The sequence below is a fragment of the Promicromonospora sp. NPDC059942 genome, assembly GCF_042731755.1.
Classification (GTDB): domain Bacteria; phylum Actinomycetota; class Actinomycetes; order Actinomycetales; family Cellulomonadaceae; genus Promicromonospora.
Map to the genome: position 1 here is coordinate 52,123 of NZ_JBHWLR010000021.1, position 21,361 is coordinate 73,483.

Sequence of the window (21,361 nt, forward strand, 5' to 3'; positions counted from 1 at the left end):
ACTTGGCGCATGGTGCGCCCGCTCTGGGGGGCCCCCACGGGGGGGGGGGCGCCGCCCGGGGGGGGGGTTGGGGGGACAGAACGGGGGGCGCCCCCCCGGCCGATGCCCACGTCGGGGCCGGATCGCGGTACCTTCAGGTCGTGCTTCCGGCCAGTATCCCCAGCCCTGACCCGGTGTGGTCCCAGTTCAGCCTGGGCCCCCTCACCATCCACACCTACGCCCTGTGTCTCCTGGCGGGCATCGTCGCCGCCGCGTGGATCACGGACCGGCGGCTCCGTGCGCGCGGAGCCGCCCCCGGGCTCGCCGTCGACGTCGCGATGTGGGCGGTGCCGATCGGCATCGTCGGCGCGCGGATCTACCACGTGCTCACCCACCTCGACGACTTCACCGGTCCCGGCGTCGACGCCTGGGCGTGGGTGCGGATCTGGGAGGGCGGCAACGCGCTGTTCGGCTCGCTGCTCGGCGGCGCGGTCGGCGTCCTGATCGCGTGCCGCATCTCCGGCCTGCGCTTCTGGTCGTTCGCCGACGCCCTCGCGCCCGGCCTGCTGGTGGCCCAGGCGATCGGCCGGCTCGGCAACTACGTGAACCAGGAGCTGTTCGGCCTGCCGACCACGCTGCCCTGGGGCCTGGAGATCCGCTCCGACGCGCCGATGTTCCCCTCCGGCACGCCCGAGGGGACGCTGTTCCACCCGTTGTTCCTGTACGAGATGATCTGGAACCTCATCGGGGTGGCGGTGCTCCTGTTCATCGAGCGGCGCGTGGTGCGCCGGAACGACGCCCTCGCGGCCGACGGCGGCACCCCCGGGGCCGGCCTGCGCTGGGGCCGCATGTTCGGCCTCTACCTCATCTGGTACGGCCTGGGCCGGAGCTGGCTCGAGTCCATCCGGATCGACCCCACGAGCGACGCGCCCCTGGGGGTCCCCGCGAACATCTGGACGGCGGGCATCGCGGTGCTGCTGGGCATCGGCATCATCGTGGTGCAGGGCCGCCGCCACCCGGAGCCCGAGCTGTCGGTCTACGTGCCGGGCCGCGAGCCCGTGGACGAGGACGCCGAGGCGGGCGAGGGCGAGAAGGCCGCCGGCGAGAAGGCCGCCGGCACGAAGGCTGGCGGCGAGACCGCGGACGGCGGCGTGGACACCAAGGGCGCCGACCCCAAGGCCGCGGAGACCGACGCGAACGCGAGCCCCGTGGACCCGGCCGGGAGCAAGTAGCCCGACGCGGGGTAAAGCCCACTCAGCGGGGAGGGTTACGGAGAGCGAGCACTGCTACCTCTCCGTAACCCTCCCCGCTGCGTCGTCGTCCCCCCGGGGGTCCGGGTACTCCTGTGCGCACCCTCACAGCCGCTCAGGTTGTTCACCCGGGCATCCATTGCGGAGGATGTGGTCATGCCACACTCGCTCCCCGGGGACACGCCTGCGTCCGAACACCTCCCCGTGGGACCGCGCACCTGGTGGCCCGTCGCCGCCGTGCTGCTGGCGATCGCCTGGGGCGGCAACGAGTTCACGCCACTGCTGGTGATGTACCGCGAGCAGGGGCACCTCGGCGACGTCACGGTCGACGCGCTGCTGGCCGCCTACGTGTTCGGCATCGTCCCCGCACTGCTGCTCGGCGGGCCGCTGTCCGACCGGCACGGCCGTCGTCCGCTCCTGCTGCCCGCCGCGCCCGTGGGTGCCCTGGGCTCCCTGGTGCTCGCGCTCGACCCGACCAGCCCGGTCCTGCTCGCCGCCGGCCGCGTGCTGTGCGGCGTCGCGCTCGGGCTGGTGATGGCGGTGGGCAGCACCTGGATCACCGAGCTCAGCGCCCGCACGGGTGACCGCGCCGCCGGCCCGCGTCGGGGCTCCCTGTCGCTCACCGTCGGCTTCCTGCTCGGCGCGGGCGTCGCGGCGGCGCTCGCCCAGTTCGGTCCCTGGCCCACCCACCTGGCCTACGTCGTGCACGCCGCCGGCGCCCTGGCCGCGGGCGTGTGGCTCCTGCGCGTGCCCGAGACCAACCCCGGCCTGCACCGCGACCACCGCGCGCCGCTGCGGGACGACCTGCGCATCACCGCCGTCGGGCACCGCCGCTTCCTGCGCGTCGTCGTGCCGCTCGCGCCCTGGGTGTTCGGCTGCGGCGGCAGCGCGTACGCGGTGCTGCCGGCCCTGCTGTCCGACCATGCCGGCGAGATCCCCATCGCGTTCGCCGGCGGGATGACGGTGCTTCCGCTCGGCTGCGGCATCGGCATGCAGGCCGTGGCCCGGCGGATCGACACCCCGGCGTCGGCCCGCGCGACGATCGTCGCGCTGAGCATCGTCGCCGTCGGGATGGCGCTCGCGGCGTGGGCGGCGATCTCGCCCTCGCTGCCGCTCGGCGTGCTCGCGGCCGTGGTGCTGGGCACGGGTTACGGGCTGGGCCTCGTCGCCGGGCTCAGCGAGGTAGCGCGCATCGCCGGGCCGGGCCAGCTCGCCGGCCTGACCGCCGTCTTCTACTCGCTGACCTACCTCGGTTTCTTCGCCCCGATGGTGCTCGCCTGGCTCCAGGCGACCTGGTCGTACGGCCAGATGTTCGGCTTCGGGGCGGCCGCCGCGGCGCTGTGCCTGGTGATCGTCGCGGTCTTCTCCCGCAAGGACCTCCCGCTGGCGGGCGGCGGGCGAGGGGGCCGGTAGAGCCCGGCGGGCCGGGTCACGGGAGCACGAGCTCGTACGTCCCGTCCTCGTCGCAGAACGCGTCGTCGGCGGTGAAGCTCAGGACGTCCCGGCCCTGGGCGTCGGTCGTGAGTGTGTAGTCGCCGTCCGCGAACGGCGTCCACCTGTTGTTGGCACCGAGCCAATGGCAGTCCGGGTCGGTGAGGAGTGACTCCGTGATCTCCTCGTAGCGGAACGGGCCGCCCCGGTAGATGTGCCAGGAGGTGTCGTGGACAGGGGCGGTCTCCTTGACGACGATCCGCTGGTCGGCGGCGCGGTCGAGGTCGTCGAGCACGACGTAGTACGGCTCTGCGTAGAGAAGGGCCAAGATGCCGGCGATCAGGGTGCCGATGCCCGCGGCCAGGACGAGCGCACACAGGAAGAGCGCCGCCATCGCGGCGGTGAACGCCTCGTACCCGATGACGAACAGCCTGAACCCGGCCACGCTCAGGACGATGCCGCAGAGGCAGGCCAGGGCCCAGAGCCGAAAGGCCAGGGTGTGGCCCTCCGTGCCGGCCACGAGGAAGAGGTCGCTCTCCCCGGACACGGACGAGACGCCCAGAGCGGCGAGTGCGGCGAGAACGCCGACCAGGAGTGATGTCAGGGCGACCCGGACCGCCCGCCGCCGCGCGTCTGTGGCACGGGTGCCGTCATCCTGAGCAGCCTGCTCGTCCAGGTCCGTCACGCCAGGTAGTACAGCACAGCCGGCGGCCGGGTCCGGTCATGAGATCGGTCCGTTGCCCTGAGACCGGTCGGTTGATGGACCGATCTCAAGGCACCGGACCGAAGTCATTTCCGGGCGCCGCGCCCGGAGCGCCTCAGCTCGCCGGCTGGAGGGCCTGGACCTGGAGCAGGGACTCGTCCGAGTCGGCGCACGCCGTGAGCGTGAGCTGGTCGTTCTGGACGAACAGGGAGCGCTTCTCGCCCGGCGGGTAGATCCGCAGCCCGTCGGCGGGCGTCTGCCCGCACTCGTCGCCGTAGTTCTCGGCGTTCGAGACCCGGACGACGGCGTGCGCGGACTCCCCGGGCGCGAGCGTCACCGTCTCGTGCGGGCTCGACCGGTCGAACGTGGCGGCCTCGCCGAGCTGCGTGCCGTCGTCGTCGCCCACGAAGGACACGCCCGGCCAGCCCTGCAGCCAGCACTCCTCCGGGGCCTCGTTCTTCAGCACGACCTCGAGCTCGTAGTGCCCGGCCCCGGCGCCACCCTCCACGGGGACGAGGCTGCCCGCGAGCTCCGGCGTCTGGCAGCGGCCCTCGGTGGCGCCGGTCTCGTCCGTCGAGCCGGTCCCTTCCGTCGCGGTCTCCGTCGCGGCGGGCTCCGACGTCTCGTCCGACGCCTCGTCCGACGGCGACCCCGCGGACGCGGACGGCGTCGAACCGGTCGACGAGGCGGACGACGACGGTGTGCCGGACGCGGCGTCGTCCGCGGAGCTCGCCGAGCATCCCGCGGTGACGAGCAGCGCGGCGACCCCCGCGGCGCCGAACATCGTCCTGATGATCCTGTGCTTGGTCATGCAAACTTCCCCTCGGGCAGATCCAGCCAACCGGCGGCCGCGTCCACACCATGCGGCCGCATCGATCGTTGCAGAGGTTCGATCATCTCGCCGGGTTGCTCTGAGCAACAATATTCACCCCGGCGCGGCGCGACACCGTGACCAGGTCGGGACGTCGTGGACACCTCGGCGAGGTCCCGGACATCTTTCCTAGCCTGGTGCGCTGACGGCGGGTCCGCGTGGGACCCACGTGCCGAGCGAGAGGGCAGGACAGACGATGGCGACGAACCCTGTGTACGGCTCCAACTTTCCCGATCCCGCGGTCCTGGAGGTCGACGGGACCTACTGGGCGTACGCGACGAGGAACCGGGTCGAGACGTTTCCGGTGCTGCGGTCCACGGACCTGGTGCACTGGGAGCTGGTCGGTGACGGCATGCCGCAGCAGGCGTCGTGGGTCGCTCCGGGCCGGGACTGGGCGCCCGAGGTCGCGGTCGTGGGGGAGCGGTACGTCGCGTACTACACGGCGCACGACAAGGTTACCGACGTGCAGGCCGTGGGGGTGGCCGTGGCCGACGAGCCGTACGGCCCGTTCCGGGACGACGCCGACCGGCCGCTGCTCTGCCAGGACACCGAGGGCGGGTCGATCGACGCCTCCCCGTTCACCGACGCCGACGGCTCGCGCTGGCTGCTGTGGAAGAACGACGGCAACCACGTGGGCGTGGACACGTGGATCTACGTGCAGCGGCTGTCCGACGACGGGCTGCGCCTGCAGGGCGAGCCGAGCCGCATCCTGAAGCAGGACCAGGAGTGGGAGGGCACGCTCGTGGAGGGCCCGTACGTCTGGCCGCACGGCGGCCGGTACTACCTGTTCTACTCGGGCAACGCGTTCGACTCGGACCGGTACGGCGTGGGCTACGCCGTAGCGGACCGGGCCACCGGCCCGTACACGAAGCCCCAGGACGGCCCGATCATGGTGTCGAACGAGGTGGCGGCCGGGCCGGGGCACGGCATGGTCGTCGAGCGCGACGGGCGCACCTGGTACGTGCACCACGCCTGGCCGCCCGGCGCGGTGAACGCGCCCGAGCCGGGCCGCCAGATGTGGCTCACGGAGCTGGTCTTCGAGCCGGCGCCGGACGGCGGCCCGGACGTGCCGAGGTTCCTCGGCCCGCGCACGGAGCTGGACCTGGCCTGACCCGGCCGGCGGCTCGTCCGGTCGCCCCGGACGAGCCGCCCCGTCAGCCCGGCGCCTCGTCCGGCAGCCCCACCGTGAGCTGCGTGAACGACTTGCCGCTGGTGTCCTTGAGCACGATGTACCCGGCGTCCACGTGCGGCTCGATGCCGCTGTGCTTGTCGTTCGGGGCGCCGATGATGAGCTGGAAGCCGAGCCCGCGCCAGGCGTTGATCGCCCGCCCCGTGAAGTGGGCGTCGGCCTTGATGAGGGCTTCGTCGAGGAAGACCGGGGCGTAGCGCGGCCGCTCCGCGCCGGCGTCGCCGAGCTGGTAGCGCAGGGCCGCGCCCACGATGAACGCGACGAGCTCCTGGGACTCGCCGCCGGACTTCTCGCCGATGTGGTCGTAGACCGCGACGTGCGCGCCGTCCTTGGTGAGCTTCTCGGCGCTGATCCGGACGTGGTTGCGCACGTCGATCAGGTCGTGGAACTCCGGGGCGGTGCGGCGCACGCGGTCGACCACCTTGGCCATCCGGGTGTAGGCCCGCTGGCGGTCGGTGTCGCTGACGGCGCTCGCGATCGCCTCGCGCACCGCCCGCAGGTCGGCGCGGAACCGGGAGCGCACCGGGGAGGCGGTGTCGCGCAGCTCGATGTGCAGCTTGTGGTGCTCGTCGGAGAAGTCCAGGCCGTCGAGGATCCGGTTGACCGGGTCGATGCGGTCGCGGATCTCGCGCACGGCCGTCGAGATGTCGCTGTCGAGCTTGGTAAGGTCCGCGCCCGAGAGCCGGAGCAGGCTGTCGCGCCACTCCGCCTCCAGCTCGTGCAGCCCGTTCTTCTCCAGGTCCGTCAGGAACCGCTCGTAGTCGTCGTACGACGTGTCCGGGTCGACGCCGAGGTTCGGGTTAGGCCACCGCTCCTTGAACGTCTCGAAGATGTCGTGCAGGGCCGCGCGGCCCCGGCCGACGGCGGCCTGCGCCTCGCCCTGGTCGTCGCGGACCCGCGCCGTGGCGCGGTCCAGCGCGGCGTCGAAGCGCTCGACGGCCTGGGCGGGGGAGCCGTCGGCGTCCTGCTCGCCCGCGAACAGCCCCTGGAGGTAGTCGCGGTGCGCGGCGGCGACCCGGGTCCCGTCGGTCTCGGCTGTGTCGAGCGTGCGCTGCGCGGTGTCGACGGCGTCCGCCGTCCGCTCCCACGCCGCCTCCAGCTCGGCGGCCCGGCTCTTGGCGACGCCGCTCTCCTCGGTGAGCCGGGTGACCCGCTCCTCCAGGGCGCCGAGCTCCTTGCGCAGCCGCCCGATCTCCGGGTTGTCCGACGTGACCTCCTCGACGATCGCGGTCCAGCGGGCCAGCTCGGTCCGCAGGGCGTCGAGGTCGACCTGCTCCCACGTCAGGTCGGCGATCTTCTCGTAGGCGCCGCGCTGCCTCTCGAACGAGTCGAGCCCGGCCGTCGCGGCCTCCAGCGCTCCGACGGCGGCGGCGTGCGCCGCCTCCGCCTCGGCGACGGCACCCTCCAGCTCCTTCAGGCGGCGGGCGTTGGAGAACCCGAGCACGTTGGTCACGCCCTGGCCGCCGTGGGCGCCGCGCCCGCCGTCGGACGTCTGGCCCGTGAGCGTCACCGCCTTGCGGTGCAGGGCGAACTGCGCAGGCGAGTCGATGCAGACGTAGGCGAAGCGGTCGGCGAGCTCCTGCCGGAGCCAGCCGGTGAACGGCGTCGGCCGGTGGTCGAGGCGCGCGGGCAGGGTGCGGTCCTGGACGGCAGCCTCGTCGCGCCGCCCGGTGGGCACGCCCCGGAACCGGATCCGGCGCGCGGTGGGCACGGAGTTGATCGCGGCGCGGAACGCCTTGACGTGGGCGACGTCGATCAGCATCTCGGTGGCGAAGCCGCCCAGCGCCAGGTTGAACGCCTGGCGCCACGGCTCGAACTCGGTGCGCACCTCGATCAGCTCGCCCACGAACGGCAGCTCGTCCGGGGACAGGCCCGCGGCCTCGGCGAGGGCGGCGCGGGCCCGGTGCAGGTCGGAGGGGATGTTGTCCTTGCGGGCGCTGACGGTCCGCAGCTCGGACCGCAGTGCCTCCAGCTCCTTCGCCGCGGCCTGCTCGGCGAGGGTCGCCTCGGTGAAGCGCCCCCGCGCGGCGGCCCGCGCGTCGGCGTCGTTCAGCGCGCGGTGTGCCTGCTCGACGACGGCGTCGAACTCCGCGGCGCTCGACACCTCGGCCCCGACGTCGGTCAGCAGGGCGTCGAACCGGGCCCGCGCCGTGGCGACGGGCTCGATGCGGGCCGCCAGGCGGTCCACCTCGTCCTGCGCCTTCTTCAGCCGGTCGCCGCCGGCGGCGCCCAGGAGGTCCCGGGCCGCGTCCCGCTCCAGCCGGGCCGCCGAGACCCGCACGGTGAGCTCGGTCGCCTCGTCCCGGGCGCGGGCGCGCCGCCGCTGGAGATCCGCCTCCGACGCGCGCAGCAGGTCCAGCCGCCGGCCCGCGAGCCAGAGCGCGGCGGGGGCCGCCGGGTCCGCGAACTGCCCGACGGCGTCGATCATGCGCAGCCGCTCGACCGCCTGGTCGATCGCGGCGCGGTGCTCGCGGACGGGCCCGAGCGCGCGGACCTGCTGCTGCGCGGTGACCATCCGGTCGCGCGTGGCGGACAGCTCGTCGAACTGCTGCACCGCGCCGTCGGCCGTGGCGAACGTCGACGGCTCCTCCAGCACCATCGTCTTGTACAGGGCGTCGACCGTGGTGATCTGCTGGCCGGCCTGGATGCGGCCGAGCAGGCCCACGGCCTTGTGCCCGTCGCCGCTCGCGCCGATGCCGAGCGCGGTGTGCAGCCGCGCCGTGTAGTCGCGGTCGGTCTCGAAGGAGGTCAGCCCTGTGCGGGTCACGGCCCGGCGGTCGAACCGGTGCCGGGCCGCCTCCTCCAGGCCGCTCAGGTCGAACGGGCCGTCGCAGGTGCCGCGCACCGCCGTGACGTTCTCCAGCGTCCGGGCCGACGACGGCACGTACCAGGCGCGGACGGCGGTGAACGTGGCCCCGCCCTGGTCGACCCACGTCATCGCGATCGCCGACCAGGTGTCCTCCTTCTCGCCGCGCAGCACCCGCACCCGCGTCTCGCCGTCGACCCGCTTCTCGTCGAGCTTGCCGCGCGCGTAGGACAGGATGTTGCGCTGCTCCTTGCCGCGCGGTTTGCCGGTCACGCCGCCGTTGGACGCCCCGTTGAACGGCGTGGTGTGCGGCATGATCAGCGCGATGTAGGAGTCCATGAGCGTGGACTTGCCCGATCCGGAGCCGCCGCTGAACAGCGTGGCCCCCGGGGAGAACCGCACGTGGTGGTGGCCGTGGTAGCCGCCCCAGTTGACGAGCTGCAGGGTCTGCGCGGTCCACTGCTGGCCGGTCGACGTGGCCGGGACCAGGCCCCAGAGCGTCTCGATCATGCTCACGAACGGGTCTCCTTGGTGTCGGCGAGCCAGCGCGTGAGCTCGGCGAGCCGGTTGTTGTCGAGCACGACCTCCACCAGCGGCGTGATGCGGTACCGGCCGCTCGACTCCTCGTCGATCAGGCCCTCGGACGCCAGACGGCCCACGGCGTCGCGGATCTCGCGCTGCGGGCGCACGAGGTTGTTGTCGTCCAGGTCGAAGAACGTGAGCACGCCCTGCTCGATGTCCTCCAGGTCGATCCGCGCGGACGTCTCGCCCGAGCTCGCCTCGTGCTGGTAGACGGTGCGCAGGTGCACCAGCACCAGCGTCTCGACGCGGTTGTACGGGTCGTCGCGGAGCAGGATCGGCACGTCGACCTCGCCCGAGCGCACCTGCTGCTTGTAGGCGATCCCGCGGTCGTGGTCGACCACGAGGCGCACGAACAGGTCGTGCAGGCGCGACTCGATCACCGACTGGTGCGCGAGGAGCGTCTTCCACTGCGCGCGGTTCTTCTCCGCCGTCAGGAACCGGCGCTGCAGCAGCCGGACCAGCACGCGCCGGACCTCCGGGTCCAGCAGCCCGCGGTCGCCCGCGAACAGCTCCGTCTGGTCGTCCTCCATGGGGGCGGGCTCGATGAAGCCCGCCTCGTCGGTCGGGGCAGCGTCGATCCCCGGCTCGTCCGTCACCGTCTCACTCATCCGTCGTCCCGCCCTCGTGCTCGTCCCTCATCGCCACACCGCCGAACGCGAACCGCCGCCGCGTCCCGTCCGGCCGGACCGCCTCGACGGTCACCACCTCGTCCGTCTCGACCATGCCGTGCCGGTGCGCGATCTCCAGCAGGCCCAGCAGGTCGACCGGCCGGCGCAGCCGCTCGGGCGCGGACCGGAACGCCGTCGCGACGTCGACGGCCCCGTCGTCGTCGCGGGGCAGCCCGGCCAGGTGCTTCTCCAGGTCCGCGTAGTGCGGGCCGCCCCAGGCCCGGGAGTCGTCGTCCGGCACGGCGCCCATCTCCCAGGCCTCCAGCGGCGTCGGGGGAGCGGGCGGGCGCAGGCCGTCCACCTTCTGCCGCAGGTGCCCGACGTCGGCCACCGGCAGGCGCCGCATCGGCCCGACCGCCTGCTTGTGCCGCGAGGTGGGCATCCACTGCTGGAACCCGGACATCACGTCGCGCAGCAGTCCGTCCACCTCGCGGTCCCGGAGCGGGTCGTGGTTGCGGATCTGCGTGGTGATGACGTGCGAGGCCTGCTGCTGCGCGTGCAGCACCTCGCGCACGCCCTGCTCGATGCGCCGCGCGATCTCGTGCAGCTCGCGCCGCTGGGGCGCGGGGAGCTGCTCGGCGAAGGGATGCCCCAGGATCACGCGGAGGTTTCCCGCGAGCTGGTCGATGTGCTCGGCCCGGCCGATCAGGGCGAGCGCCCCCGCGAAGGCGCGTCCCTCGCGCGTGGACTCCATGATGTCCTTGCCGCGCGCGAGGTACTCCCGGAGCACCTCGCCCGTGGGGCGCACGTCCTGCCGCAGGTCCGTGACGACGTCGCGCTGGACCTGCTTGATCGACTCGACCACGCGCGCGAAGTCGGCCGGCAGCTCACGCGCGAGGTGCAGCACGTTCTCGGCCTCCTCCAGCAGCTGGTCGTCGCTGACCGGCTCGACGACGCCGGTGCGCTCCAGCCGGTCGACCTCGGCGGTGCGCTCCCGGATCTCGGCGTCGAGCCGGGCGATCCGCGACAGCACGTCCGGGTCGGCGTCCTGCGCGAGCTCCTCGACGGCGTCGAGCAGGGTGCGCACCCGGGACTCGGAGACGCGGGTGCGCGCGCCGCCGACCCGGCCCGCGACCTCCAGGGCGCCGACGCCGTGCGCGGAGACCTGGTACACCTCGACGCCGTCCTGCACGTGCCGCTTGAGCCAGCCCGAGCGCACCCAGCCGCGGCACAGGTCGCGCGAGCTGCCGACGGGGAGCGGCGCGTTGCCCTCCTCGCCGTACCCGGCGGCCCGCAGGCGGTCCAGGGCGGCGTCGATCTCCGCGTGCGCGTCGGCGACCGGCACCTGGGGCCGCTGCGCGGTGAAGACCAGCGCCAGCATGGTCACGACGAACGGCGCGTACGTCCCGTGGAGCAGGTCCAGCATCGGGTTCTTGAACGCTCGGAGCGCACCTTCGTACGCTCCCTCCACGGTGGCTGTGCTCATCGCCGACCAGGGTACGTCGACAGTCCGACATCGACCGGCACGGAAGCCGGCAGCGAGCACGGCGGGGATCGCAGCGGGTGAGGAATGAGACGGGCAACCTAAGCACTACCGACATAAGGTTAGGCTTACCTCCCGTGACCACCCCTACCGCCCTCCGTGGTGACGACCTCGTGCTGGGCTACCAGCGCACCACCGTGGTGCACGGCGTCGCCGTCCACCTGCCGCCCGGTGTCGTCACCGCCCTCGTCGGGCCCAACGGGTCCGGCAAGTCCACCGTGCTGCGCTCGCTGGCGCGGCTGCACCCGGTGCAGCAGGGAACCGTCAGCCTGGGGGCCACGGCCGACGACGCCGTCGACGTCGCGCCGCTGTCGGCGCGCGACTTCGCCCGCAGCGTCACGCTGCTCGCCCAGTCCCGCCCGCACCCGGCCGGGCTGGAGGTGCGCGACGTCGTCGCGTTCGGCCGCCACCCGCACCGCCGCCGGTTCGCGCCGCTGACCGACGCCGACCACGCCGCGATCGACCGCGCGATGGACATCACCGGCGTGGCCGCGATGGCCCGCCGCGGCGTGGACCAGCTCTCGGGCGGCGAGGTGCAGCGCGTCTGGCTGGCCACGTGCCTAGCGCAGGAGACCGGCGTGGTGCTGCTGGACGAGCCCACCAACCACCTCGACCTGCGCTATCAGGTCGAGACGCTCGACCTCGTGCGCGACCTCGCCGAGGAGCACGGCACGGCGGTCGGCATCGTGCTGCACGACCTGGACCACGCCGCGTCGGTCGCGGACGCCGTCGTGCTGCTGCACCAGGGCCGCGTGCTCGCGGCCGGACCGCCCGCGCAGGTGCTCACGGCCGAGCACCTCTCGCTGGCGTACGGCCTGCCGATCGACGTCACCACCGACCCCGGGACCGGCCGGGTCCGCGTGCACCCGCGCGGGCGCCACCACGGCCGGACCCGCTGACCAGACCCAGACCCCAGACCCGCAGGACGCCGTCGGCGCCCGCACCACCCGCCGTACCCGGCACTGCACGACACGACGTGTCACGAACCTGAGGAGACCCATGTCCCCACGTACGAAGGCGACCCTGGCGGGCGCCGCCCTGATCCTCCCGCTCGCGCTGTCCGCGTGCGGCACCACGGACCCCGGCGCCGCCGCGTCGGCCGCGCCCACCGAGGCCGCCTCGGGCGACTGCGCCGACGTCACGACGTCGACCGACCCCGTCACGCTGACCGACTCGTTCGACCGCACGGTCGAGCTCGACAAGCCGGCCGAGCGGGTCGCCGTCCTGGAGTGGCAGCAGGTCGAGGACGTGCTCAGCCTGTGCGTGAACCCGGTCGCCGTGGCCGACGTCAAGGGCTACGCCACCTGGAACGACGCGGAGGAGCTGCCCGAGGGCGTGACCGACGTCGGCACGCGCGGCGAGCCCAACCTCGACGCCCTGTACGCCGCCGACCCCGACCTGGTCATCATCGAGGCCTACACGCCCGACGACGAGATCATCGCCAAGCTGGAGGCCTACGACGTGCCGGTGCTCGCCACCAAGGGCGCCGACGCCGCCGACCCGGTCGGGACCATGCTCGACACCTTCGACATCATCGCGGAGGCCACCGGCCGCACCGAGCGCGCCGCCGTCGTGACCGACGAGTTCCAGGCGCACCTCGCCGACGCCAAGGCGCAGGTCGCGGAGGCCGCCCCGGAGACCACCGACTTCGTGTACTTCGACGGCTGGGTCGACGGCGGCAACGTCTCGATCCGGCCGTTCGGCCAGGGCTCGCTGGTCGGCGAGCTGGGCGAGGAGCTCGGCCTGACCAATGCCTGGACCGGCGAGGTCGACCCCGCCTACGGCCTGGGCCAGTCCGACATCGAGGGCATGACCGACGTCGGCGACGCGACCCTGCTCTGGACCGGCACCAAGGAGGGCGAGGACGACTGGACCGCCGAGCTCGCCAAGAACGACGTCTGGGCGAACCTGCCCGCCGTCACCGAGGACCGCGCCCACCCGTTCCCGGAGCACACCTGGACGTTCGGCGGCCCCCGCTCCGCGGAGAAGATCGTCGACGCGTACGTCGACGTCTTCACGAACTGACGCCATGACCGCCACGCAGTCGCCGTCCGCGACGGACACCCTGCCCCAGGCCCCTGCCTCCCGCCCCGTCACCTGGGCCACGGGCGGGGCCACCCTGGTGGTGCTCGCGCTGGCCGTGCTCGTCGTCGGTGCCTGGCACCTGACGCAGGGCACGTCCGGCGTGGGTACGGGCGACCTGCTGCGCCTGCTCACCGGGCAGGACGCCGGCGACTCGTCGGCGGTCCGCGACATCCTCGTCGGGTCACGCCTGCCGCGCCTCGCGGCCGGCGTGGCCGTCGGGTTCGCGCTCGGCGTCGCCGGCGCGCTCTTCCAGTCGATCGCCCGCAACGCGCTCGCCTCACCGGACACGCTCGCCGTGACGGCCGGCTCCTACCTCGCGGTCGTCGCCGTGGCCGCCTTCGGCCTCGCCGTGCCGCTGTGGGCCTCGGGCGCCGTCGCGTTCGCCGGCGGCCTCGCCGCCGCCGGGCTCGTGCTCGGGCTGGCCGGCGGCGCCGGGTCGTCGTCCACCCGCCTGGTGCTCGCCGGCTCCGCCGTCGCGCTCGCCCTGCAGGCCGCCGCCTCCGCGCTGCTCATCCTGTTCCAGACGGAGACCACCGGCCTGTTCGCCTGGGGCAGCGGCTCCCTGAGCCAGCTCAACCTCACGGCGTTCTGGCGGGCGCTGCCCGTCGTCCTGCTGGCCACCCTCGGCGGCCTCCTCGTCTCCCGGCGCCTCGACGTGCTCGGCCTCGGCGACGACACCGCCGGGGCGCTCGGCGTACCGGTCCGCTCGACCCGCGCCATCGGCGTGCTGCTGGCGGTGCTGCTCACCGCCGCGGCCGTGACCCTCGCCGGCCCCCTCGGGTTCGTCGGCCTCGCCGCACCCGTCGTCGCCCGGCTCCTGGCCCGCGTGGTCCCCGCACTCCACCGGCACGCGATCCTGCTGCCCGCCGCGGGCCTGCTCGGCGCGTTCGTCGTGGTGCTCGCCGACGCCGTCGTCCGCGCCGTCCTCGGCGCCGAGGAGGCGCTCGCCGTCCCCACCGGCGTCGCGACCACGATCGCCGGCGCCCTCATCATGGTGGTCCTCGCGCGGCGCCTGCGCGACGCCGGGCCGTCCCGCCGCCCGCCGACCGCCGGCACCGGACCGCGCAGCACCCGCCGCTTCGTGGTCGTGCTCACCGTGTGCGCCGCCCTCGCGGTCGGCGTCGCGCTGCTCGGCCTGCTCGCCGGGTCCACCTGGCTGCGCACCGGCGACATCGCCCTCTGGCTGAACGACCAGGGCCCCGCCGTGGTCCGGTTCGCGCTCGACGAGCGCGCGCCCCGCGTGCTGGCCGCCGTCGTCGCCGGGGCCGCCCTCGCGCTGTCCGGCACGATGGTCCAGGCCACCGCCCGCAACCCGCTCGCCGAACCCGGCATCCTCGGGATCACCGGCGGAGCGGGCCTCGGCGCCGTCGTGGTCGTCACCGCCGTCGCGGGCACCACCTGGGGCAACGGCGTCGCCGCCAGCAACGGCGCGATGCTCGTCGCCGCCGTCGTGGGCGGCCTGCTCGCCTTCGCCGCCGTCTACCTGCTGGCCTGGCGCGGCGGACTGCACGCCGACCGGCTCGTGCTCATCGGCATCGGCCTGGGCTACCTCACCACGGCCCTGACCACGTTCCTGCTGCTGCGCTCCGACCCCTGGAACACGCCGCGGATCTACACCTGGTTGTCCGGCACCACCTACGGGCGCAGCCTCGAACAGGTCCTGCCCGTGGTCGTCACGCTGGCGCTCGCGGTCCCGCTCGCCGTGATCGTGCGGCGCGAGCTGGACCTGCTCGCGCTCGACGACGACACGCCGCGCCTCGTGGGCGTCCGGCTGGAGCGCAGCCGGCTGGTCGTGCTCGCCGTGGCCGCCGTGCTGGCGGCCACCAGCGTGACCGCCGTCGGCGTGGTGGGCTTCGTGGGCCTGGTCGCGCCCCACGCCGCGCGTGCCCTGGTGGGCGGCCGGCACGCGCGCGTGCTGCCGGTCGCGATGCTGCTGGGCGCCGTGCTGCTCGGCCTGGCCGACACCCTGGGCCGGACCGTCATCGCCCCGGCCCAGCTCCCCGCGGGGCTGGCGGTCGCGCTGCTCGGCGCGCCCTACTTCGTCTGGCTGCTGGCCCGCTCGCGGGCGTGATCACGCCCGCCGGGCGGTGAGCAGCAGGTACTCCCAGCCCATCGAGCCGTCGAGGCCCTGGAACCGGGCGGCCAGGTCCAGGAGCGTTCCGTCGAGCTCGGCGGTGCGCGCGGCGTCGTCGGCCACGTTGCGGTACACCGCGATGGTGGGGCCGTACACGGCCTTGAAGAAATCGCGGAACTCGGTGCCCGTGGCGAAGCGCGTGACGGGCAGCGACCGCACCTCGGCGCGCACGTCCGTGACCTGGTCGCCCAGCAGCGCGCGCACGTGCTCCTCGTCGCCCCACAGCGGCGGCGGCTGCGCCCCCGGCGGGGGAGCGGGGGCGTAGGGCTTCATCGCGGCGAACATCTGGCCGATGAACCCGGCCGGCGTCCAGGCGACGAGCCCGATCGTCCCGTCGGGGCGCGTCACCCGGACCAGCTCGTCCGCGGCGGTCTGGTGGAACGGGGCGAACATGACGCCCACGCAGGACAGCACCTTGTCGAACGCGCCGTCGTCGTACGGGAGCGCGTGGGCGTCGGCCTCGGCCCAGGTGAGCTGGGCGCCCCGTGCCGCGGCGATCGCGCGCCCGGCGTCGAACAGCTCGGGCGTGAGGTCGGCCGCGACGACCTGCGCGCCCGCGAGCGCGGCGGGGATGGCGGCGTTGCCGGACCCGGCGCCGACGTCGAGCACCCGGTCGCCCGGCCGCACCCCGGCGGCCTCGACCAGCACGGGGCCCAGCGCCGGGATCACCTCGGTGGCGACCGCCGGGTAGTCGCCGAGCGCCCACAGCGCGCGGTGCTTGGCGCCGACGGCGGTGAGGACCTCGGGCGGGACGCGGTCGGTGTCGGTCATGGGACTGCTCCTCGGCTCGTGCCGTCGTGTAGCCCCCCGCAGCGTCCAGTCAACGCCGGGTCCGGACGGCGCACCACCACAGGCCCGGATCTCACCCGGTCCGGCCCCGCGCGGGCGCCGCGGTGGCAGATCACGACACGAGCGTCAGAGCATGACAACCTGGTGCTAGGGTCGGTGGCATGGATCTTGGGCTGCACTACTACACGTTCACCCACCCGGAGTGGGAGACCACGCTGGCCGATCGCCTCACCGAGACCGCGCAGATCGCCGACGAGGGCGGCGTGAACCTCTTCACGGTCATGGACCACTGGTTCCAGATGCTCAGCGCCGGCGGGCCGTACGAGCCCATGCTGGAGGGCTACACCACGCTCGGCTACCTGGCCGGCGTCACGAAGAACGTCCGGCTGAGCCTGCTGGTCACGGGCGTCACCTACCGGCGTCCGGGCCTTCTGGCCAAGACGGTCTCCACGCTGGACGTGCTCTCGCGCGGCCGCGCGATGCTGGGCATCGGGGCCGCCTGGTACGACCGGGAGCACGCGGGCCTGGGCGTGCCGTTCCCGTCGACGGCGGAGCGGTTCGAGCGGCTGGAGGAGACCCTCCAGATCTGCCGCCAGATGTGGTCGGAGAACGACGGCGCGTATGAGGGCAAGCACTACCAGCTCGCCGAGACGATCAACCTGCCGCAGCCGCCGCGCGGCACCGTGCCGGTGATGATCGGCGGCGGCGGCGAGCAGAAGACGCTGCGGCTGGTGGCCCAGTACGGGCAGGCGTGCAACCTGTTCGGCGGGCCCGGCGACGAGGCGGTGGAGACGGTCGCGCACAAGCTGGACGTGCTGCGCGGGCACTGCGAGCGCCTCGGCACCGACTACGACGCGATCGAGAAGACGATGCTGTACCAGGGCGACGCGACCGGAGACACGGACGCGTTCCTGAAGGACATGGAGCGGTACCGGGCGTTGGGCGTCTCGCTGGTGGGCCTGATGCCGACGCCGTACGAGAACCCGGTCCCGTGGGCGACGGCGCTGGCCGAGAAGGTCGTGCCCCGGCTGAACGAGGTCTGACCGGTCCGGGGGCCCGGCACCTGGGCGCCGCTCAGGCGCCGGGCTCCTCCTCGGGCGGGGGCGCGTCGGTGACGACCAGGGCGCGGAGGATGGTCTCGGCCACGTCCCGCTGTGTGACGTTGCGGTTCCTGGAGGCGGACTCGATGATCCGCCTCGCCTCGTTCTCGCTGGTGTCGTTGGAGTGCATGACGGCCCCGACGGCGCGCTCGATCGCGGCGGTGTCGGAGAGCTGGCGGTAGAGACCCGCGGTGGCGTCCTCCAGCTCGGCGAGCTCCAGGTGCAGGCCGACCAGGGACGCGGCGAGCTGGGCGTACCCGTCCGCGGCGGTGAGGAGCTCGTTGTTCCAGGGGTCTGGCGCGCGGGAGTAGAGGTTCAGCGCGACGGCGATGTCGTCGTTGACGAAGGCCGGGACGGCGAGCGCGGAGACGAAGCCCTCGCTGAGGGTCTGGGCGCGCCAGGCGTGCCACCCCATCGTGTCGGCGACGACCGGCACGACCTGGACCGTCCCCAGGTCGATGGAGTCGACGCAGGGTCCGGTCTCGGCGCGGGCCTCTGCCTGGTCGCACCGGCCGGCGGCGGCGGAGCTGCTGCCCGCGGCGACCGACACGCCGTGCTCGCGGAAGATGATGCTGGCCTCGAGGCCGGAGCCGAGCACGACGGCCGCCCGGCGTGCGAGGTCATGGGGGGACGTCGAGATTCTCATCGGACCTACCTTCGTTGCCAGGCCGCATCGTCAGACTCTCACACTATGCGCCGGGGCTCACGGCGATGTCGGGCGCGGCCTGGCCCAGCAGCACCACGCACACCACGGCGACGCACAGGCTGAGCGCGAACGGCGCTCGGCTGCGGGGTCGGGTCACGGCGACGACCCCGGCGCCCGCCGCCAGGACGACGGCGAGCGCGCCGCCGGCCCAGGCCGCGGGTGCCGGGGGCCCGGCCGGCCCGACGACCACGACGGCGACCGCCGCGGTCAGGAGCGCGGGCGCGAGCACGCCGGACGCCCGGCGGCCGAGGCGGTGCGGCAGGCCGCGGACGCCGGTGGCGGCGTCGTCCTCGAGGTCGGGCAGGGTGTTGGCGACGTGCGCGCCCACGCCGAGCAGCGCGGCGGCGAGCACCGCCCAGGCGGCGGGGACGCTCGGCCCGGGCGCGGCGAGCACGACGAAGACCGCCAGCAGTCCGAACGAGAGCGCGTAGGGCAGCCAGGACCAGGCGGTCGACTTGAGCCGGGCGTTGTAGGCCCACGCCCCGGCGACGGCCACCAGGTGCGCGGCCCCGGCCACGAGGCCTGCCGCCAGCGACGCGACGACGCAGACGGCGAGCGCCGCGAACGCGGCGCCGCGCAGGGTGGCGGCGGTGACGAGCCCCTGCACGACGGGCTTGTCGGCGCGGTGCACGGCCAGGTCGCGGGCGGCGTCGATCCAGTCGTTGGACCAGCCGACGGAGAGCTGGCCGGTGCCGACGGCCACGGCGACCAGCGTGACGACGCCGGCCGGCGAACCGAGGGCGGCGGCGAGCCCGGCGGCCAGTGCGGTGACCACGAGGGCGGGCGCGGGGTGGCTCGCGAGCACGAGGCCACGGCCGAGGCGGCGGGCGCCGGTGCCGGTCATCATGGGCGGCACGGTAGTCCTGGTGGGCGCTCCCCGCGCGGCTGGGCTGGTCCTGGGTCAGGATGCTTACGTGTCGCGCGTCGTTGCGGTCGAGGCGGTCCTGCCCCCGAACGTGTACGCCCAGGAGGCGATCACCGAGGCCGTGGCGCCCCTGGTGACGCCGGACCGGTCGCGGGCCGCGCTGCTGCGTCGGCTGCACGCGAGCGCGGGCGTGCGCAGCAGACACCTGGTGCTGCCGCTGGAGGAGTACGCGAACCTGGGGTCGATGGGCGCGACCAACGCGGTGTTCGTCCGGGAGGGCGCGCTCCTGGCGGAGGAGGCCTGCCGCCGGGCGCTGGCCGCTGCGGGGGTCGAGCCGGGGGAGGTCGACCACGTGTTCGCCACGTCGGTGACGGGGGTCGCGGCGCCGTCGCTGGACGTGCTCCTGTCCGAGCGGCTCGGGCTGCGCGGGGACGTGCGGCGCACGCCGTCGTTCGGCCTGGGCTGCGCGGGCGGCGCGGGCGGGCTGGCGCGGGTGCACGACCACCTGCTGGGCCGGCCGCGGGACGTGTCGCTCCTGGTCGCGGTCGAGCTGTGCTCCCTCACGCTGCAGCACCGCGACGACTCGGCGGCCAACCTGGTGGCGTCCGGGCTGTTCGGTGACGGCGCGGCGGCGGCCGTCGTCGTGGGCGCGGACCACCCGCTGGCGCGCGCGGAGGGCGGACGCCGCACGGCCCGGGTGCTGGACACCCGCTCGCAACTCTACCCGGGCACCACGGACGCCCTGGGCTGGGAGGTGCGGGACACCGGGTTCGCGATCGTCCTGTCGGCCGACCTGCCCGACCTGCTGGGCGCACACCTGCTCGCCGACGTGAAGGGGCTGCTGGCCGACCACGGCCTCACTCCGGCCCAGGTGCCCACCTGGGTGGTGCACGCGGGCGGGCCGCGCGTGATCGAGGCGGTGCGGGACGCCCTCGGGCTGTCGGAGGACGCCGTCCGGGAGAGCTGGGCGAGCCTGGCGAGCGCCGGCAACCTCTCCTCGGTGTCCGTGCTGGACGTCCTGGCCAGGACCCTGGAGGCCGCCGATGCGCCGCCCGGCTCGCCCGCCGTCCTCATGGCGTTCGGTCCCGGGGTGTCGTGCGAGCTGGTGCTGCTGCGGCTGGAGGGGAGCTGAGGTGCTCGGGTTCTACATCGCACTCGTGGCGGCGACGGGCGTGGAGCGCCTCGCCGAGCTCGTCGTCTCGACCCGCAACGCGCGGTGGTCGTTCGAGCGCGGCGGCGTCGAGTCGGGCCGGGGGCACTTCCCGGCGATGGTGGCGCTGCACACCGGGCTGCTGGTGGCGTGCGTGGCGGAGGCCGTGTTCGCCGACCGCCCGTTCCTGCCGTGGCTGGGCTGGCCCATGCTCGTGCTCGTGCTCGCGAGCCAGGCGCTGCGCTGGTGGTGCGTCACCACGCTGGGCCACCGCTGGAACACCCGCATCATCGTGGTGCCGGACCTGCCGCTCGTGACCGGCGGGCCGTACCGGTGGCTGCGCCACCCCAACTACGTGGCCGTGGTCGTCGAGGGGATCGCGTTGCCGCTGGTGCACACCTGCTGGGTCACGGCCCTCACGTTCACCGTGCTGAACGCGGTGCTGCTCGCCCGGTTCCGCATCCCGGCCGAGGACCGGGCGCTCCGGCAGGCCGTGCCCGGGGTGGGGTGAGCGGCATGGGCCGGGGCACCGCGGACGCGGACGTCCTGGTGGTGGGCGCCGGGCCCGTCGGCCTGGCCGCCGCGGTGCACGCGCGCGCCGCGGGGCTCGACGTGCTCGTCGTGGACCACCGGGCCGGCACCCTCGACAAGGCCTGCGGCGAGGGCCTGCTGCCCGGCGCGCTGCGGGCCGTGCAGGCGCTCGGCGCCGACCCGCCGGGCCACGTGCTGACCGGGATCAGCTACCGCGCGCCCGGGCGGCACGCCGACCACGAGTTCACCGCCGGACCCGGCCGGGGCGTGCGGCGCACCGCCCTGCACGAGGCCCTGCGGGCGCGGGCCGCCGACGTCGGCGCGCGCCGCACGTACGGGCGGGTCACCGGCCTGCGGCAGGACGCCGCGGGGGTCGAGATCGACGTGACGCCCGGCCGCGTGGGCGGCGCAGGCCGCGTGGGCGGCCCGGATCGCGCGGGCGGACTGGACCGCGCGGCCGGCCCGGATCGCAGGGGCGGCGCGGATCGCGTGGGCGGTGCGGCAGGCGGGGACGCCACGGTCGACGGCGTGGGCGGGGACGCGACCGGGGACGCGACGGCCGACGGCGGCGCGGACGCACCGGGCGAGCCGGTCACCCTGCGCGCCCGCTGGCTGCTCGGGTGCGACGGCCTGCACTCCACGGTCCGCCGCCTGGCCGGGCTCGACGTCGGCCCCGGGCGCCGGGCCGGGCCGGGAGTCGTGCAAGGGGCCGGGCGAGACGCCGGACGGGGAGCCGGGCGGCCGGACCGCCACAGGTACGGCCTGCGCCGCCACTTCGCCGTGGCGTCCTGGACCGACCTCGTCGAGGTGCACTGGTCGCCGCACGCCGAGGCCTACGTGACGCCGGTCGCGCCCGACGTGGTCGGCGTCGCGCTGCTCGCGCCCCGCACCGTGACCGGCGCGGGGTTCGACACGCTGCTGCGCTCGCAGTTCCCGGAGCTCACCGCCCGGCTCGCCGGCGCCGAGCCGGCCGGGACGGTGCTCGGCGCGGGCCCCCTGCGCCGCCGGTCGCGGCGGCGCAGCGCCGGACGGGTGTGAC

The 21,361-nt window shown here is 74.6% G+C and carries 18 protein-coding genes; 10 read left to right on the forward strand and 8 right to left on the reverse strand.

All coding sequences use genetic code 11. From position 1 onward, the window contains the following. Nucleotides 1–140: 140 nt before the first annotated feature. Both lgt and ACFV9Q_RS24995 read left to right on the forward strand, forming a co-directional pair. Nucleotides 141–1,211 (forward strand): prolipoprotein diacylglyceryl transferase, encoded by a 1,071-nt coding sequence (lgt, locus tag ACFV9Q_RS24990; RefSeq protein WP_377236650.1) that lies wholly within the window; start codon nt 141–143, stop codon nt 1,209–1,211. 174 nt (nt 1,212–1,385) lie between these two features. Continuing rightward, complete coding sequence (locus ACFV9Q_RS24995) at nt 1,386–2,642, forward strand: MFS transporter (RefSeq protein ID WP_377236651.1); 1,257 nt, start codon at nt 1,386–1,388, stop codon at nt 2,640–2,642. 16 nt (nt 2,643–2,658) lie between these two features. Here ACFV9Q_RS24995 and ACFV9Q_RS25000 read toward each other — a convergent pair whose 3' ends face one another. Further along, the gene (locus ACFV9Q_RS25000; protein WP_377236652.1) at nt 2,659–3,345 is read right to left on the reverse strand and encodes a hypothetical protein; all 687 of its coding nucleotides are present in this window, start codon (nt 3,343–3,345) and stop codon (nt 2,659–2,661) included. 133 nt (nt 3,346–3,478) lie between these two features. Next, a complete protein-coding gene (locus ACFV9Q_RS25005) occupies nt 3,479–4,174 on the reverse strand; it encodes a DUF4232 domain-containing protein (protein WP_377236653.1) in 696 nt (231 codons plus the stop codon). A 256-nt stretch (nt 4,175–4,430) separates the two neighbouring features. On the opposite strand from ACFV9Q_RS25005, the gene ACFV9Q_RS25010 reads away from it, so the two are divergent. Next, nucleotides 4,431–5,345 carry a glycoside hydrolase family 43 protein gene (locus ACFV9Q_RS25010; RefSeq protein WP_377236654.1) on the forward strand — a complete coding sequence of 305 codons (915 nt, stop codon included), beginning with the start codon at nt 4,431–4,433 and terminating at the stop codon, nt 5,343–5,345. A gap of 43 nt (nt 5,346–5,388) precedes the next feature. Here the strand turns inward: ACFV9Q_RS25010 and ACFV9Q_RS25015 are convergent, their stop codons facing one another. From ACFV9Q_RS25015 to ACFV9Q_RS25025, 3 genes are read right to left on the reverse strand one after another with little or no spacing between them, the layout of a single operon-like run. Continuing rightward, nucleotides 5,389–8,745, reverse strand: coding sequence for an ATP-binding protein (locus ACFV9Q_RS25015; protein ID WP_377236655.1), 3,357 nt, complete (start codon nt 8,743–8,745; stop codon nt 5,389–5,391). Then, the gene (locus tag ACFV9Q_RS25020; RefSeq protein ID WP_377229064.1) at nt 8,742–9,419 is read right to left on the reverse strand and encodes a DUF4194 domain-containing protein; all 678 of its coding nucleotides are present in this window, start codon (nt 9,417–9,419) and stop codon (nt 8,742–8,744) included. The genes ACFV9Q_RS25015 and ACFV9Q_RS25020 overlap by 4 nt, the downstream gene beginning before the upstream one ends. Continuing rightward, on the reverse strand, nt 9,412–10,905 hold the full coding sequence (locus ACFV9Q_RS25025) for a DUF3375 domain-containing protein (RefSeq protein ID WP_377236656.1): 1,494 nt from the start codon (nt 10,903–10,905) through the stop codon (nt 9,412–9,414). The genes ACFV9Q_RS25020 and ACFV9Q_RS25025 overlap by 8 nt, the downstream gene beginning before the upstream one ends. Nucleotides 10,906–11,039: 134 nt before the next feature. Here ACFV9Q_RS25025 and ACFV9Q_RS25030 point away from each other — a divergent pair, with 134 nt between their 5' ends. The 3 genes from ACFV9Q_RS25030 (at nt 11,040) to ACFV9Q_RS25040 (ending at nt 15,118) form a co-directional block, all read left to right on the forward strand. Further along, nucleotides 11,040–11,861, forward strand: coding sequence for an ABC transporter ATP-binding protein (locus ACFV9Q_RS25030; protein ID WP_377236657.1), 822 nt, complete (start codon nt 11,040–11,042; stop codon nt 11,859–11,861). A 100-nt stretch (nt 11,862–11,961) separates the two neighbouring features. Beyond that, on the forward strand, nt 11,962–12,987 hold the full coding sequence (locus ACFV9Q_RS25035; RefSeq protein ID WP_377229061.1) for an iron-siderophore ABC transporter substrate-binding protein: 1,026 nt from the start codon (nt 11,962–11,964) through the stop codon (nt 12,985–12,987). Nucleotides 12,988–12,991: 4 nt separating this feature from the next. Next, nucleotides 12,992–15,118, forward strand: coding sequence for an iron ABC transporter permease (locus tag ACFV9Q_RS25040; protein WP_377236658.1), 2,127 nt, complete (start codon nt 12,992–12,994; stop codon nt 15,116–15,118). On the opposite strand, the gene ACFV9Q_RS25045 is transcribed toward ACFV9Q_RS25040, so the two are convergent. Next, complete coding sequence (locus ACFV9Q_RS25045) at nt 15,119–15,952, reverse strand: class I SAM-dependent methyltransferase (protein WP_377236659.1); 834 nt, start codon at nt 15,950–15,952, stop codon at nt 15,119–15,121. Nucleotides 15,953–16,131: 179 nt separating this feature from the next. Between ACFV9Q_RS25045 and ACFV9Q_RS25050 the strand changes: the two genes are divergently transcribed. Then, complete coding sequence (locus tag ACFV9Q_RS25050) at nt 16,132–17,013, forward strand: LLM class F420-dependent oxidoreductase (protein WP_377236660.1); 882 nt, start codon at nt 16,132–16,134, stop codon at nt 17,011–17,013. Nucleotides 17,014–17,044: 31 nt separating this feature from the next. Here the strand turns inward: ACFV9Q_RS25050 and ACFV9Q_RS25055 are convergent, their stop codons facing one another. Then, the gene (locus ACFV9Q_RS25055; RefSeq protein ID WP_377236661.1) at nt 17,045–17,716 is read right to left on the reverse strand and encodes an ANTAR domain-containing protein; all 672 of its coding nucleotides are present in this window, start codon (nt 17,714–17,716) and stop codon (nt 17,045–17,047) included. Between the two features lie 43 nt (nt 17,717–17,759). Further along, nucleotides 17,760–18,623 (reverse strand): UbiA family prenyltransferase, encoded by an 864-nt coding sequence (locus ACFV9Q_RS25060; RefSeq protein WP_377236662.1) that lies wholly within the window; start codon nt 18,621–18,623, stop codon nt 17,760–17,762. A 67-nt stretch (nt 18,624–18,690) separates the two neighbouring features. Here ACFV9Q_RS25060 and ACFV9Q_RS25065 point away from each other — a divergent pair, with 67 nt between their 5' ends. The 3 genes from ACFV9Q_RS25065 to ACFV9Q_RS25075 are packed head-to-tail and all read left to right on the forward strand — an operon-like array spanning nt 18,691 to nt 21,360. Beyond that, a complete protein-coding gene (locus ACFV9Q_RS25065) occupies nt 18,691–19,773 on the forward strand; it encodes a type III polyketide synthase (protein ID WP_377236663.1) in 1,083 nt (360 codons plus the stop codon). A gap of 1 nt (nt 19,774) precedes the next feature. Continuing rightward, nucleotides 19,775–20,302 carry an isoprenylcysteine carboxyl methyltransferase family protein gene (locus tag ACFV9Q_RS25070; RefSeq protein WP_377236664.1) on the forward strand — a complete coding sequence of 176 codons (528 nt, stop codon included), beginning with the start codon at nt 19,775–19,777 and terminating at the stop codon, nt 20,300–20,302. A 5-nt stretch (nt 20,303–20,307) separates the two neighbouring features. Further along, nucleotides 20,308–21,360 (forward strand): FAD-dependent oxidoreductase, encoded by a 1,053-nt coding sequence (locus ACFV9Q_RS25075; protein ID WP_377236665.1) that lies wholly within the window; start codon nt 20,308–20,310, stop codon nt 21,358–21,360. Nucleotide 21,361: the final 1 nt, after the last annotated feature.